This window comes from Pseudomonas sp. S3_B11 (assembly GCF_054667715.1).
This window is the reverse complement of sequence record NZ_CP162749.1, coordinates 2,798,400-2,812,454: the sequence shown is the minus strand read 5'-3', so window position 1 is coordinate 2,812,454 and position 14,055 is coordinate 2,798,400. Positions and strand designations below refer to the sequence as shown.

Genomic DNA, 14,055 nt, shown 5'->3' with positions numbered 1-14,055 from the left:
TGTAGCGGCGCGGTTCGCTCTCGGCTGCCTTTCGTTCCACTTACAAGGATAAGAATCATGTTCAGCTGGTATCGCCAAGTCACTGCGCGGGAGCGCAAAACGTTTTGGGCCTGTTTCGGCGGATGGTCGCTCGACGCGCTGGAAGTACAGATGTTCGGCCTGGCGATACCGGCGTTGATCGCCGCGTTCGCCCTGACCAAGGGCGATGCCGGGCTGGTCAGCGGCGTGACCTTGGTCACTTCGGCCATTGGCGGTTGGGTTGGCGGGACGCTGTCGGACCGTTACGGACGGGTGCGCACGCTGCAATGGATGATCCTGTGGTTTTCGTTCTTTACCTTCCTGTCGGCGTTCGTCACCGGCTTCCACTCGTTGTTGATCGTCAAGGCGCTGCAGGGCTTCGGCATCGGCGGTGAATGGGCCGCCGGTGCGGTATTGATGGCCGAGACCATCAACCCCAAGTACCGCGGCAAGGTCATGGGCACGGTACAAAGCGCCTGGGCGGTGGGTTGGGGGCTGGCGGTCGGTGTCTTCACGCTGATCTACTCCCTTGTGCCGCAAGACATGGCCTGGCGGGTGATGTTCATCGTGGGCCTCCTGCCGTCGTTCCTGATCATCTGGGTACGGCGCAACGTTGAAGAACCCGACAGTTTCCAGCGCCTGCAAAAAGCCAACGTCATCCCGCAAAGTTTCTTCAAATCCCTGAGCGGTATCTTTCGTCCTGAGCTGATCCGCGTGACCTTGTTTGGCGGGCTGTTGGGGCTGGGGGCGCACGGCGGTTACCACGCGGTGATGACGTGGCTGCCAACCTTCCTCAAGACCGAGCGCAACCTGTCGGTGCTCAACTCCGGCGGCTACCTGGCGGTGATCATCTTCGCCTTCTGGTGCGGCTGCGTGGTCAGTGGCCTGTTGATCGATCGCATCGGGCGTCGCAAGAACATCGTGCTGTTCGCGCTGTGCTGCGTGGTGACCGTGCAGTGTTATGTGTTCCTGCCGTTGAGCAACACCCAGATGCTGTTCCTGGGCTTCCCGCTCGGCTTCTTCGCGGCAGGTATTCCGGCGAGCCTCGGGGCGTTTTTCAACGAGTTGTACCCGGCGGATGTCCGCGGCGCCGGCGTGGGGTTCTGCTACAACTTCGGCCGGGTGCTCTCGGCGGTGTTCCCGTTCCTGGTCGGTCACATGAGCGACTCCATGTCCTTGGGCTCGGCCATTGGCATCGACGCCGGGATTGCCTACGGCGTGGCGGTGATCGCGGCGCTTTGCCTGCCGGAAACCCGCGGTCGCAGCCTGGAAGCCACTGCTGCATCGGTGCCTGCGGTGGAGAGTGACGGCCAGGGCGCCCGAGCCTGATTTCCCTTATTTTCGATAGATGAAACCCATGGTTGATACCCGCACTACGCCGATCACCGGCATTGACTGTCACGCCCACGTATTCAGCAGCGAGCTGGAACTGGCGGCTATCCGGCGCTACACACCTGACTATGACGCCACGCTCGCCCAGTACCTGGGCCATCTGCACGCTCACGGCTTGAGCCATGGCGTGTTGGTGCAGCCAAGTTTTCTCGGCACGGATAACCGCTACTTGCTGGCCGCGCTACGGCAAGCGCCAGAGCAATTGCGTGGGGTCGTGGTAGTGGCGCGAGACGTCAGTCGATCCGAGCTGGACGACATGGCCCGGTTGGGCGTGGTCGGTGTTCGCTTGAACCTGATGGGCCAAGCTCTACCTGATTTTCGCGACCCCACCTGGAAAGGCTTTCTGGACCACATCGCAGAGCTGGATTGGCATGTCGAGTTGCATGCCGACCTGGTGGACTTGCCGGGATTGATGGGACAGCTGTTGCCATTGGGCATCAAACTGGTGGTCGATCACTTCGGCCGTCCGGATGCGCGTTTGGGGCTGGACCAACCTGGCTTTGCCCAATTGATGGAACTGGGGCAGGGCGGGCAGGTGTGGATCAAGGTGTCTGGCATCTATCGATTGGGCGCAACGGCGCCGCGGAATCTTGAATTCGCCCGAGCCTCGTTGACATTGCTGGAACACAGCTTTGGCCCCGAGCGCCTGGTATGGGGCAGCGACTGGCCGCACACGCAGCATGAAGAACATGTCGGTTTCGAAACGGTGATGGAGCAGTTGTGCGCATTGGAATGTTCGGGGCCACTTATGCGGGCGTTAATGGTCCAGGCACCCCAGGTACTGTTCAAGTTTTGAGGCACGAGGCTTGTGACGTTGAGTTTTCCTGAACTCGCCCGATGAATAGGGATCTAGACTCCATTGATGCCCTGTGAAAGGTTTCAGCCAGGCGGTTTGAGGATGACGGATGTCGAACATTGAAGAGCTATCCAGGGAAACCCGTGCGCCAAGCGAGTACGAGAGCTTGATCTCGATGGGGACGAGCGCACTCGATGCCATTCCTGGTGCGGTGTACCTGTGCGATCGCCAGGGGTGGCTTGTCAGGTACAACAGTGAGGCGGCCGAGCTGTGGGGAAGGGCGCCGGCACTTGGAGAGAACGGTGACCGTTTCTGCGGCGCCCATCGACTGTTCCAGACTGACGGTACACCGCTGGCGTTCGAACACTGCCCGACAGCCTCGGCACTCAATACCGGCATTGCCTCGCGTAATCAGGAAGTGCTCATCGAGCGCCCGGATGGCTCGCGGTTCGTGGCGCTGATGAACATCCGCGCCCTCAGGGATCGGCAGGGGGGCGTCCAAGGAGTGATCAACTGCTTCCAGGACGTCTCGGCGCACCACGCCATGGCCGAGGAGCTTCGGCGCAAGAGCGCCGACCTCGAAGACTTTTTCGAAAACAGCGCGGTGGGCCTGCATATCGTCAGCGGCGAAGGCATTATCCTGCGAGCCAACAAGGCGGAGCTGACGCTACTGGGCTATTCGGCCGACGAATACATCGGCCGCCACATCACCGAATTTCACCTCGACGAGCCGGTCATTGGCGACATCCTAACCAAGCTGGGCAGCGGCGACTGCCTGGAAAGCTATCCGGCGCGACTGAGGGCAAAGGACGGCTCGATCAAGCATGTCATGATCACTTCCAATGGCCGGTTCGAAGACGGAAAACTCTTCAATACGCGCTGCTTCACCATCGACAGGAGTTGTGTCCATGCGGCCGAGGCGGCGCGCCAGGACAGCGATGACCGGCTTTCGGCGACCTACGAGGCGGCGACCATCGGTATTGCCGAGGCCGGCGTCGACGGTCGCTTGCTGCGCGTCAACGATGCCCTGTGCAACATGCTGGGTCGCTCGCGCGAAGAGCTCCTGTCGATGACATTCCTGGACTATACCCACCCCGATTGCATCCCGCAGGACGCGGGGTTGTACGCCCGCCAGGTGGCCGGTGAACTTGATAACTACGTGCTTCGCAAACGCGCCGTGAAGCCCGATGGCGAGGTCGTTTACCTCGACATCCACAGTTCTTCGGTGAGGGACGCCAGCGGTACGTTTCGTTATGGCGTGCGAGTGCTGCAGGACGTCACGCTGGCGCGGCGGATGGAAAACCAGGTCCGCGAGAGCGAACGGCACATGCGCAATCTTCTCGAGGCGTTGCCTGCCGCGGTGTACACCACCGACGCCGATGGCCGCATCACCTTCTACAATCGCGCCGCTGTCGAACTGTCCGGGCGCACACCTCGGCTGGGCGACCAGTGGTGCGTGACCTGGAAACTGTTCAACACGGACGGCAGTTTCCTGCCCCACGACCAATGCCCGATGGCGGTGGCCCTGAAGGAAAACCGGCCGATTCGCGGCGTCGAGGCAATTGCAGAGCGGCCGGATGGTAGCCGCGTTCCGTTCACGCCTTTTCCCACGCCTTTGCATGATGCCGATGGAAACCTGGTGGGCGCCATCAACATGCTGGTGGATATCTCCGAGCGAAAGCAGGCGGAAAACCGGCAGAAGACGCTGATTGATGAGCTCAATCACCGGGTCAAGAACACCCTGGCCACGGTGCAATCGCTGGCAGCCCAGACGGCACGCAACGCAGAGGATGCGAAAGACGGCTACAGGCGTTTCGAGGCAAGGCTCCTGGCGTTGTCACGGGCACACGATCTCTTGACGAAACGGCATTGGGGGCAGACGCCGCTCGACACCCTGGCCCCCGAGGTGCTGATGCCGGTGTTTGGGCATGAACCTGGTCGCTTCGTGATTGAAGGCCCTTCTGTGGACGTCGGCACTCGCGTGGCGCTCAACCTTACGATGACCCTCAATGAATTGGCGATCAACGCGCTGAAATATGGCTCGATGTCGGTCGAGAGCGGGACGCTTGCAGTCACTTGGCACCTGCAAACCCGGGCGGACGGAACGTTGCTGACCCTCGACTGGCGCGAACAAGGAGGGCCACCCGTGTCACCGCCGGAACGGGAAGGGCTGGGTTCGCGCTTGATGAGGCGCTGCATCGAGCGCGACCTGGCCGGCAAGTTCGACCTCACCTACGCTCCAGAAGGCGTTTGCTGCCGCTTTTCGTTCCTGATTGGGATGACCGGGGCATGACCCCATTTGTTGGCGTCAGGGTGCTGGTCGTCGAGGACGAAGGCGCGGTCGCCCTGTTGATCGAGGACATGCTGGAGGAGTTCGGATGCGAAGTGGTGGCCTCAGTCGCCCGGCTCGCTGCAGCACGTGACATGGCCGGCTCGGTGCAGGTTGATCTGGCGATCCTAGACGTCAACCTGGCTGGCGAGCGGGTTTTTCCGGTGGCCGAAATCCTTCGAGGTCGCCATATTCCCTTCCTGTTCAGCACCGGATACGGCGCCAGTGGACTTCCAGCCGAATACGCCGAGTGCCCGGTCCTGCACAAGCCGTTTTCGCAAAGTGAGTTGCAGCAGAAAATTGCCGTTACGCTGAGCGGGGCTCGCGAAAGCGGCTTGGCTGCCAGCACCGATGTCGACTGACCCGCCGCCTTCGCGAGCAAGCTCGCTCCCACCTGGGATTTGCGGTGGTCACTCAATCAAGCTCCACCGCTGATCCAATGTGGGAGCGAGCTTGCTCGCGATAACGGTGGCACAGGCAATCTCATCGCCAACGAATACAACACCGTCGCGAGCAAGCCCAGCCCTTGGCTTCAAGTAGGCCTCTGACTGTGCTAAATCTCTTACCGGTAACCAACCTCCCCAAACTCCAAGGAGTGATCATGAGTCTCCACGGTCATTACGATCCGCAGAACATCTTTGCGCTGATCATTCGCGGCGATGCGCCGTGCTACAAGATTTACGAAGACGCCGATGTGTTGGCCTTCCTGGATCTCTTCCCTCAATCGCGCGGGCATGTCCTGGTCATTCCCAAAGCCTCCCAGGCGCGAAATATCCTTGAGGTCGAGCCCGTCGTCCTGGGGGCGATGATGTCTGCCGTGCAGCGCCTGACGCGGATCATCGTGGACGAATTGCAGCCGGACGGGGTTCAGGTCGCGCAGTTCAATGGTGCCGTGGCCGGGCAAACGGTCTACCACATTCACATGCACATCATTCCTCGTTGGGACGGTGAAGCACCCGGTATACATGGCAGGGGCAAGGCCGATCCCGAGGAGCTGGAAGCACTCCAGGCGCGTCTGGTCGAGCGCATTCGCTCAGAAGCCTGATGCTGGGCAAGCACTCATAAGGGGCAACGGCGCATCAGTTCCCGTGGCCCTGGCTGTTGCGAATCAACTCATATGCCCGGCGTACCAATGGGTTGACGGTATTCGGCCGAATCCACAGGTGATAAGTCACGTCCGGCAACCGCGGTAAACCATCGTTTTCGCCCAATACCCGCATGTCCGGACCGAGCATTTCCATGCTGCGGGGTGTGACACCCAAGCCCGCCCGGGTCGCGGCCTTGATGCCGATCAAGTTCGAGGCCAGGTAGGCCTGGCGCCAGGGAATATTGGCGCGTTCGAGCGCCTCGAGGGCATAGCGGCGATAGATGCTGGGCTCGTCCACCAGGATCAGCGGAAGCGGCTCGCCGGGGTTGTGAAGATACTGGGCCGAACAGATCCACCACACCGGCGAGGTGCGCAAGGCGAAGCCTTCAAGGCTCGGGTCCTGGCGGGTGGAAATGATCATGTCGACCTTGCCGCGATGCAGGTCGTCCATCAGGAACGGGCTGCGCCCGACATCTATTTCCAGGCGCAGGCGCGGGGCCGAGCGGGCGATGTGGCTGAGGATCGGCGGCAGGATGGTGTCGGCGATGTCGTGGGGCGAACCGATGCGCAGCACGCCGCTGAGGCTGCTTTCACGCAGGGAATTGAGAACGTCATCGTTGAGCGACAGCATCTGCCGCGCATGCCGCAGTAATTGCTGGCCCGCTTCCGTCAGTTGTTTTTGTCGCCCGCGCTTTTCGAACAGGCTCACCCCTACCTGCTGCTCCAGGCGTTGCATGTGCTGGGTTACCGACGATTGCGTGCGGGACAGTTGGGCACCTGCTTCGGCAAAACTATGGTGATCGACCACGGTGATGAAGGTGCGCAGCAATTCGAGATCGAGGGTCGACATTTGGGGTGGCTTCATATCAAGGGTGCAAACCTAAACATTACAGATTTTTATGGATTGAGGGGAGGTCTACGACTCATGGTTTGCTATAGGCCCTTAAAACAGCGGTTATACGTTTTTTGCCTGGAAACAGAACCTTGAGAGTTATAACGATATTAGATATTTGAATTTCCTTTGCCTCTAAGCGCTACCTAGGATGCCCACTCATCAGGCCGGGGGACGCCGGCCATCCATGAGGGGAAATCCATGTTGCTCGAGCGCTCACCCGTAAAACGATTGCTGCCTGTCATGCTGGGCGCTTTGATCTCATTGTCGGCCGTCAATATCGCCCGGGCCGATGCCACCCTGGACAAGATCGAGCAACGCCACGAACTGGTGGTCGGAGTGCTGCTGTCCGGTGGCCCGTTTGGCGGCATCGACCCCGCCAGCCAAGAACCGCGCGGGTTTAACGTCGACCTCGCCCGGGAATTGGGCCGGCAACTGGGCGCCGAGGTGCAACTGGTACCGGTATTGCCCGCCAACCGCGTGCAGTTCCTGCAGCAGGGCAAAGTCGATGTGCTGATTGCCAATATGGAATGGACCGCCGAGCGCGGTGAAATCCTCGGGTTCGTGCCCACGCCGTTCTACCGCGTCGGTGGCACCGCAGCGGTACTCAAGGACAGCACGATCAGCCGCTGGGAAGACCTGAAGAATCAACCGGTGTGCACCTCCCAGGGCAGCAGCTACATCAAGCCGCTCACCGAGTTGGGCGTCCAGATCAAGGCCTTCAAGAGCTCCTCGGAATCACTCCTGGCACTGCGTGGCAATAACTGCGTCGCTGCGGTACACGACGCCACGCTGATCAATCCGCTGATTGCCGACAACGCCGAATGGCAGGGCTACCGCGCGCTGAGCCCGGAGCTGAACCCGGCACCCTCGGTGGTCTGGACGCGCAAGGGTGAAAGCGATACCCAGGCCAGGTTCGACCCGATTATCAAGCAATTACATCGCAGTGGCTGGCTGATTGACGCCCAGACCCGCAACCGCATCACCCCGGCGTCGCCGGCTCTGGTGGAGTTGCAGAAACAGTTCCAGGCCAGCGGCGCCTGAGCGGCGTCACGCCTGCCTTTTCTCCCAACGACCGACGCTCAAGGTAATCGCCCATGACTTCATTTTTCGCCCCACGAACCCTGGTGAGCCTGTGCCTGGCGTGGTCTGTCGGCTGCGTTGCCAGCCTGGCCCAGGCCGATGCCACGCTGGACCGGATCGAGCAACGCCACGCCATCAGCGTCGGGGTGATGCTCAGTGGTGCGCCGTTCGGCACCATCGACCCCAAGACCGGCGAGCACCTGGGCTACAACGTCGAGTTGGCCCAGGGCATCGGCAAGGCGCTGGGCGTGGAAACCCGGACGGTGTCGGTGCTGGCGCCGAACCGCGTGCAATTCCTGCAACAGGGCAAAGTCGACATCCTGATCGCCAACATGCAGTTCACTGAAGAGCGTGGCGAGATTCTCGATTACGTGCCGACGCCTTATGAAGAGGTCGGTGGCGCGGCGTTGATTCGCAAAGGCTCAGGCATCAGCCAGTGGGCCGATCTAAAAGGCAAACCGGTGTGCGTGTCCCAGGGCAGCAACTTCATCAAGCCCCTGCAGGAAACCTACGGCGCGCAGATCAAGGCGTTTCGCAGCCAGTCCGAGTCGCTGTTGTCGTTGCGCGGCAATGGCTGCGTGGCAGCGGTGCACGTGAGCCCGACCCTGCATGCGCTGTTGAGCGAAGCTGAATGGGCAGGCTATGAAATCCCGCTGTCGGGGGATCTGATTCCGTCGAATTCGGTGATCTGGCTGCGAAAAGGCGAGCACGATACCCAGGCAAAACTTGATGCCATCGTGCGCGAGTGGCACCGCAGCGGCTGGCTGATCGAACTGGGCGAGCGCACCGGCATGGCGCCGTCCCAGGCCCTGCGCGACCTGCATGCCAAGTACAGCAATGCCGTCCCCCTGGCCGCGCAACCATGAGTCAGTCGTTGTTTGTGGCGTTGCAGGCACTGGTGGGCGACAGGCATGTGCAGGACGGTGAAGAGGCCGCGCCGTACCTGACCGACAAGCAGGGTCGTTTCGTCGGCCAGGTGATTGCCGCTGTACACCCAGCCAGTACCGAAGAGGTCGCTGCGGTAGTCCGGGCTTGCGCCGCCACCGATATACCCGTGGTGGTGCAGGGCGGCAACACCGGACTGATGGGCGGCGCCACCCCGGACGCCAGCGGCCGCGCCGTGTTGCTGTTGCTCGACCGAATGAATCGGGTTCGCGCCGTGGACACCGACAACGACACCCTGACCGTCGAGGCGGGCTGCATCCTGCAAACCGTCCAGGACGTTGCCCGCGGAGCCGGTCGCCTGTTTCCCTTGAGCCTCGGGGCCGAAGGCAGTTGCACCCTCGGCGGCAACCTGGGCACCAACGCTGGCGGCACCGCGGTGCTGCGCTATGGCAATACCCGCGAACTGACTCTGGGCCTGGAAGTCGTGACTGCCCAAGGTCAAATCTGGAACGGCCTGCGCGGCTTGCGCAAGGACAACACCGGCTACGACCTGCGGGACCTGTTCATTGGCAGCGAAGGTACCCTCGGCATTATCACCGCTGCGACCCTGAAGCTGTTTCCACTGCCCAAGGCCCAGGCTACCGCGCTACTGGCGTTCGACTCGTTGGAGCAGGCAGTGGCCTTGCTATCCCACGCCCGCGCCGGTTTTGGTGCCAGCCTGACGGCGTTCGAGTTGCTCAGTGCCGAGTGCCTTGCGCTATTGCGCGAGCAGTTTCCCGACGGGCCGCGACCTTTCCCTGGCACTCGCTGGCCTTGGTTCGCGCTGTTGGAACTGTCCGATAACCACAGCGAAAGCCATGCACGGGAAGTCTTCGAGCAGGTGCTGGGTGAGGCCTTCGAGCAGCAGCTGCTGGCCGATGCGCTGATCGCTGAAAACCTCGTCCAGAGCCAGGCGTTCTGGCAGTTGCGCGAAAACATGAGCGATGCGCAAAAGCGCGCCGGTCGAAACATGAAACATGACATCTCGGTACCGATTTCCCAGATCGTGGCGTTCGTTGCCCATACCGATGCTCTGCTGCAACAGCATTTCCCCGGCGTGCGGCACTACACCTTCGGACACCTGGGCGACGGCAACCTGCATTACAACGTTGCCCATCCGCTGGACTCCACGGTTGATGCGTACATGGCCCATTACCCGGCGCTCAGCCAGTTGGTCCACGACAGCGCCCATGCCCACGGTGGCTCGATCAGCGCCGAACACGGTATCGGCCAGCGCAAGGTGAATGTACTGGGTCGCTACAAAAGTGCGGTGGAACTGGATCTGATGCGTCGAATCAAGCAGGCGTTGGATCCGCGCAACCTGCTCAACCCGGGCAAGGTCCTGGAGGAAACGCGGCCATGACCCTTTACCTGTCCAAGCGCGTGCAACGGGTCTCGTTGTCAGCCAATGCCGCCGCCAAAGCCCGGGCCATGGCCCTGCGTGAGGCCGGTCGCGACGTCCTCGACCTGACCACCGGCGAGCCGGATTTCGATACGCCGGCGCACATCAAACAGGCCGCCTATGCCGCCATTGCCGCTGGCGCCACCAAGTACACGCCGACGCCGGGCGTGAAGGCCTTGCGTGTGTCCGTGCAACGCAAGCTGCGCACGGAAAACCAGTTGGACTATCCGCTGGAGTCCATCGTGATTGCCAGCGGTGCGAAACAGATCATCTTCAATGCCTTCGCCGCCACCCTCGATGACGGCGACGAAGTGTTGGTGCCGACGCCGTACTGGCCGTCCTTCCCGGACAGCGTGCGCTTCAACGGTGGTGAGCCGGTGTTCATCGAATGCGGGTTGGAGCAGGGCTGCAAGCTCACGCCGCAACAGCTTGAGCAACACATCGGCGAGCGCACGCGCTGGCTGATCCTCAACAGCCCCGGCAACCCCAGTGGCGCGGTGTACAACGAGGCCGACCTGCAAGGCTTGGCCCAGGTGTTGCGGCGCTATCCCCACGTGCTGATTCTGCTGGATGAACTCTACGAGCATATTCGTTTCGACGGGCGTGCGGCCCAGAGCCTGCTCAACGTCGCGCCGGATTTGCAAGCACGCTGCCTGCTGGTGGGCGGGGTGTCGAAAACCTATGCCATGACCGGCTGGCGCATCGGTTTCGGTGCCGGGCCGCAGGCGTTGACCGATGCCATGACCGTGGTGCAATCGCAATCCACCTCCGGAGCTTCTTCGGTCGGCCAGGCAGCGGCGTTGGCGGCGTTCGACGGTGGGCTGGATTTTCTTGCGCAGCAGGTCGCGGCCTATCGTCAGCGCCGTGATGTGCTGGTGAATAGCTTGCGCAACATCGAAGGTCTTGAGGTCCTCGAGCCCCAAGGTGGTTTTTTCGTCTTTGTGCGCTGCGCCGGGTTGCTGGGGCGCTATCGCCCGGACGGTCGGCGCCTGGAGCACGATGCCGATGTCGTGGCGTACCTGCTGGACGAAGGTGTCGCCGGCGTTGCGGGCAGTGCTTATGGCTTGTCGCCGTGGTTTCGCCTGTCCATCGCCACGGCGACCGAAACCGTCGTCGAAGCGGGCCGCCGTATTGCCTTCGCCTTTGGGCAATTGAGGGACGAACCATGAGTCATTGGCTGGAGAAATTCGTTCATTGGAGCGCCGGGCTCGGCCTCAACTACAATTTTTTGCTCGATGCCTATCAGCGCGGCACGTTGGAGCAGGGCGCGTTGACCACGGTGCTGTTGTGCCTGCTGACCATTGTCGGCAGCCTGCTGGCGGGCGTCGGTCTGGCGGCGCTGTTGATCTCGGGCAAGCCCTGGCTCGCCAGGCCTGCGCGGGTATTTGTCGAAGTCACCCGCAACACGCCAACCCTGGTACAGCTGTATTGTGCCTTCCTGGTGCTGAACATGTTGCTGACCGAGGCGGTCGGTGCGGCCAACCTGCTGACACCCTTCGCCTGGGTGGTGATCGTGATCTCGCTGCACAAGGGAGCGTTCCATGCCGAGGCGCTGCGGGCCGGTATTGAAGCGGTTCCCGCGGTAACCCTGGAGGCGGCCAGTTCGCTGGCCTTCAACAACCGCCAATTGTTATGGAACGTGCAACTGCCCCTGGCCCTGCGTTTTGCCTTGCCGTCGCTGATCAACAACCTGATCGACCTGGTGAAGATGACCGCGGTGGCCTCGGCCATCGCCGTGGGCGACGTCACCTACGCGGCCATCATGATCTGGACCCAGAGCGATAACGTGCTGGAGCTGATGATCCTGATCCTGGGTTTTTTCGGCCTGCTGAGTTTCACCGTCAATTGCGTGGGGCGCTACCTCGAAGCGCGCCTGAGGATGCCCGGCTATGGCCATTGATTCGTCCGTTATCGCGCCGCTGACTTGGCCGCGTCGACATTTCGGTAAAGTGCTGCTGGGAGTGGGGGCGCTGTCCTGGCTGGTGTATTTCGCCCCGCACAGTCCGGTGCTCAAGGCGTTACTGCAATGGTCGCCGGCCCTGGCCGAAGGGTTCGGCCAGAACATTCTCATCAGCCTGCTGGCGATTGGGCTGGGTTCTGTCGCGGGGCTGTTGGTCGGCGCGATGGTGCTGTCGCCCCTGCGCCTGCTGCGCTGGCCAGCGCGGGTCTGGGTGCAGATATTCCGCAACGCGCCCTGGCTGGTGCTGATCTATTTCACCACGTATGTGTTCCCGTTCGAGATTCGTATCGGCAGTGCCTATGTCGCGTTCCCCGATTGGGTCAAGGTCACCCTCGGCCTGGCCTTGCCGGCCAGCGCCAATGTCGCGGAAATCTTCCGTGGTGCTATCGCCTCGATCCCCAGCACCCAATGGGAGGCAGCGCGGTCCCTGGCGTTCACCCGTGGGCAGATTTTCCGCTCGATCATCCTGCCGCAGTGCTTCAAGCGCATGTTGCCGCCATGGATGAACCTCTACGCGGTGATCACCATGGGCACCGCGCTGGCGTCTCTGGTGGGCGTGCATGACGTGATCGACACCGCGCAGATCGCCAGCAACACCGTGAACCTGACCGGCTTCACCGTGGTGATCTACCTGAGCCTGCTGGTGCTGTTCTTTGCCTATTGCTACCCGATTTCCCGTCTTACCCAATACCTGGAGCGACGTTATGCCTTCTATTGAAACCGTCGCCGAACCCCTGGTCAGCCTGCGCGACCTGCACCTGTCGTTCGGCAGCAACCCGGTGCTCAGGGGCATTGACCTGGATGTACGCCGTGGCGAGGCCGTGTCGATCATCGGCCCGTCCGGCTCGGGCAAGTCGACGATCCTGCGCTGCATCACCGGCCTGTTGCAGCCCCAGCGGGGCAGTATCCGCGTCGGTGCCACCGAGGTTCACGCGCTGGCTCAGGAAGCCCAGCGTATCGAATTGCGCAAGCGCGTCGGGTTTGTGTTCCAGCAGTACAACCTGTTCCCGCATCTGTCGGTCCTGGAGAACCTGGTGATTGCGCCGCGCAAGGTCCTGGGCCGCAATCGGGCCGCCGCCGAAAAAGACGCCCGTGCTTTGCTCGCCAAGGTGCGCATGGAGCACAAGGCTGACGCCTACCCGGGGCAGCTCTCGGGCGGCCAGCAACAACGGGTGGCGATTGCCCGCGCCCTGGCGATGCGTCCGGAGCTGATTCTGTTCGATGAAGTGACCTCGGCCCTGGATCCGGAAACCGTTGGCGAGGTGCTGACGGTGATTCGCGAGCTGACCGAAGAGGGCATGACCTGTGTACTGGTCACCCATGAAATGCGCTTCGCCGAGGAGATCAGCGATGTCGTCTATTTCACCGAAAACGGCGTGATCGTCGAGCACGGTAGCGCCGAGCGGATTTTCCAGCACCCCACCAGCGAGCGCACCCGGGAGTTTCTGCGCCATGCCTTGGGTGACCCGGGGCGACGGCCGCCCATCGCCGATGATCCTTACCTGTTGACCAACCTGAGTCGCTACAGCCTGTCCGTCTGACTTTTTGAAAAAAATGGAGCCCGCCTCATGAGTATTTTCAACCGCCCAGATGTCATCGAAGACTTCCTGCAGAAAGTGCGCGTCATCCACCAGCGCGATGTCGACCGCGCCGCGCTGGCGGAGATCGTCGCCCTGCTGGAAGGCCTGGCCGAGCGCCGCGACTTGTTCAACTTCGACACCTTCCCCGCACCAGTGCCAGGGCAGGGCAGCACTGCGTTTCGCTATCGCCTCAATGACGACGGCGACACCCCGACGCTGTATCTGAACTCGCTGTTGCCGGGCAAAAGCACGCTGCCTCACAACCACGAAACCTGGGCGATCATCAGCGCCGTCGAAGGCCAGGAAATCAACTACGTCTACACCCGCGACGATGAAGGTCGCGAGCCTGGCTACACCACGTTGCACCTGGAAAAAGAAGTGGTGGTGCAGCCCGGTACGTCCATCGCGTTCCTGGGTGACGACCTGCATGGCATTCGGGTCGCAGGCGAACAACCGACCCTGCATTTCCATCTCTATGGCTTGCCACTGGAATCGCTCAACGGCCGTTACGGCGTCGAAGCTGACGGGCGAATCCTCAATTACAACGCCTCGCAAATGGCGCCGTCGATCAAGGCCTACACCCACTGACGCG

14 protein-coding genes are annotated in these 14,055 nt (G+C 61.8%); 13 read left to right on the top strand and 1 reads right to left on the bottom strand.

The window, feature by feature from the left end; all coding sequences use genetic code 11:
- The first annotated feature begins 57 nt into the window (after positions 1-57).
- The 5 genes from AB4O22_RS12855 (at position 58) to AB4O22_RS12835 (ending at position 5,580) form a co-directional block, all read left to right on the top strand.
- Positions 58-1,347 carry an MFS transporter gene (locus AB4O22_RS12855; protein ID WP_003201208.1) on the top strand — a complete coding sequence of 430 codons (1,290 nt, stop codon included), beginning with the start codon at positions 58-60 and terminating at the stop codon, positions 1,345-1,347.
- Between the two features lie 28 nt (positions 1,348-1,375).
- Positions 1,376-2,206: an amidohydrolase family protein gene (locus AB4O22_RS12850; RefSeq protein WP_460096430.1), complete on the top strand. Its 831-nt coding sequence runs from the start codon at positions 1,376-1,378 to the stop codon at positions 2,204-2,206.
- 109 nt (positions 2,207-2,315) lie between these two features.
- Positions 2,316-4,499, top strand: coding sequence for a PAS domain-containing sensor histidine kinase (locus AB4O22_RS12845; RefSeq protein WP_223471797.1), 2,184 nt, complete (start codon positions 2,316-2,318; stop codon positions 4,497-4,499).
- A complete protein-coding gene (locus tag AB4O22_RS12840; protein ID WP_003201215.1) occupies positions 4,496-4,897 on the top strand; it encodes a response regulator in 402 nt (133 codons plus the stop codon). Before AB4O22_RS12845 ends, AB4O22_RS12840 begins: the two co-directional genes overlap by 4 nt.
- Before the next feature lie 239 nt (positions 4,898-5,136).
- Positions 5,137-5,580 carry an HIT family protein gene (locus AB4O22_RS12835; protein WP_367860263.1) on the top strand — a complete coding sequence of 148 codons (444 nt, stop codon included), beginning with the start codon at positions 5,137-5,139 and terminating at the stop codon, positions 5,578-5,580.
- A 34-nt stretch (positions 5,581-5,614) separates the two neighbouring features.
- Here the strand turns inward: AB4O22_RS12835 and AB4O22_RS12830 are convergent, their stop codons facing one another.
- On the bottom strand, positions 5,615-6,472 hold the full coding sequence (locus AB4O22_RS12830; protein ID WP_223471800.1) for a LysR substrate-binding domain-containing protein: 858 nt from the start codon (positions 6,470-6,472) through the stop codon (positions 5,615-5,617).
- 243 nt (positions 6,473-6,715) lie between these two features.
- On the opposite strand from AB4O22_RS12830, the gene AB4O22_RS12825 reads away from it, so the two are divergent.
- Genes AB4O22_RS12825 through AB4O22_RS12790 form a run of 8 tightly spaced genes read left to right on the top strand, consistent with a single transcriptional unit; the run spans position 6,716 to position 14,051 of the window.
- Entirely contained in the window at positions 6,716-7,558 is an 843-nt protein-coding gene (locus AB4O22_RS12825) for a transporter substrate-binding domain-containing protein (protein ID WP_223471801.1), read from the top strand.
- A gap of 53 nt (positions 7,559-7,611) precedes the next feature.
- The gene (locus AB4O22_RS12820) at positions 7,612-8,463 is read left to right on the top strand and encodes a transporter substrate-binding domain-containing protein (protein ID WP_367860261.1); all 852 of its coding nucleotides are present in this window, start codon (positions 7,612-7,614) and stop codon (positions 8,461-8,463) included.
- The gene (locus tag AB4O22_RS12815; RefSeq protein ID WP_460096428.1) at positions 8,460-9,884 is read left to right on the top strand and encodes an FAD-binding oxidoreductase; all 1,425 of its coding nucleotides are present in this window, start codon (positions 8,460-8,462) and stop codon (positions 9,882-9,884) included. The genes AB4O22_RS12820 and AB4O22_RS12815 overlap by 4 nt, the downstream gene beginning before the upstream one ends.
- The gene (locus AB4O22_RS12810; RefSeq protein ID WP_223471804.1) at positions 9,881-11,092 is read left to right on the top strand and encodes an aminotransferase class I/II-fold pyridoxal phosphate-dependent enzyme; all 1,212 of its coding nucleotides are present in this window, start codon (positions 9,881-9,883) and stop codon (positions 11,090-11,092) included. Before AB4O22_RS12815 ends, AB4O22_RS12810 begins: the two co-directional genes overlap by 4 nt.
- On the top strand, positions 11,089-11,823 hold the full coding sequence (locus AB4O22_RS12805) for an amino acid ABC transporter permease (protein ID WP_460096427.1): 735 nt from the start codon (positions 11,089-11,091) through the stop codon (positions 11,821-11,823). The genes AB4O22_RS12810 and AB4O22_RS12805 overlap by 4 nt, the downstream gene beginning before the upstream one ends.
- The gene (locus AB4O22_RS12800) at positions 11,813-12,601 is read left to right on the top strand and encodes an amino acid ABC transporter permease (protein ID WP_460096426.1); all 789 of its coding nucleotides are present in this window, start codon (positions 11,813-11,815) and stop codon (positions 12,599-12,601) included. The genes AB4O22_RS12805 and AB4O22_RS12800 overlap by 11 nt, the downstream gene beginning before the upstream one ends.
- The gene (locus AB4O22_RS12795; protein WP_223471807.1) at positions 12,588-13,424 is read left to right on the top strand and encodes an amino acid ABC transporter ATP-binding protein; all 837 of its coding nucleotides are present in this window, start codon (positions 12,588-12,590) and stop codon (positions 13,422-13,424) included. Before AB4O22_RS12800 ends, AB4O22_RS12795 begins: the two co-directional genes overlap by 14 nt.
- Positions 13,425-13,451: 27 nt before the next feature.
- Entirely contained in the window at positions 13,452-14,051 is a 600-nt protein-coding gene (locus AB4O22_RS12790; protein ID WP_223471808.1) for a cysteine dioxygenase family protein, read from the top strand.
- Positions 14,052-14,055 lie beyond the last annotated feature (4 nt).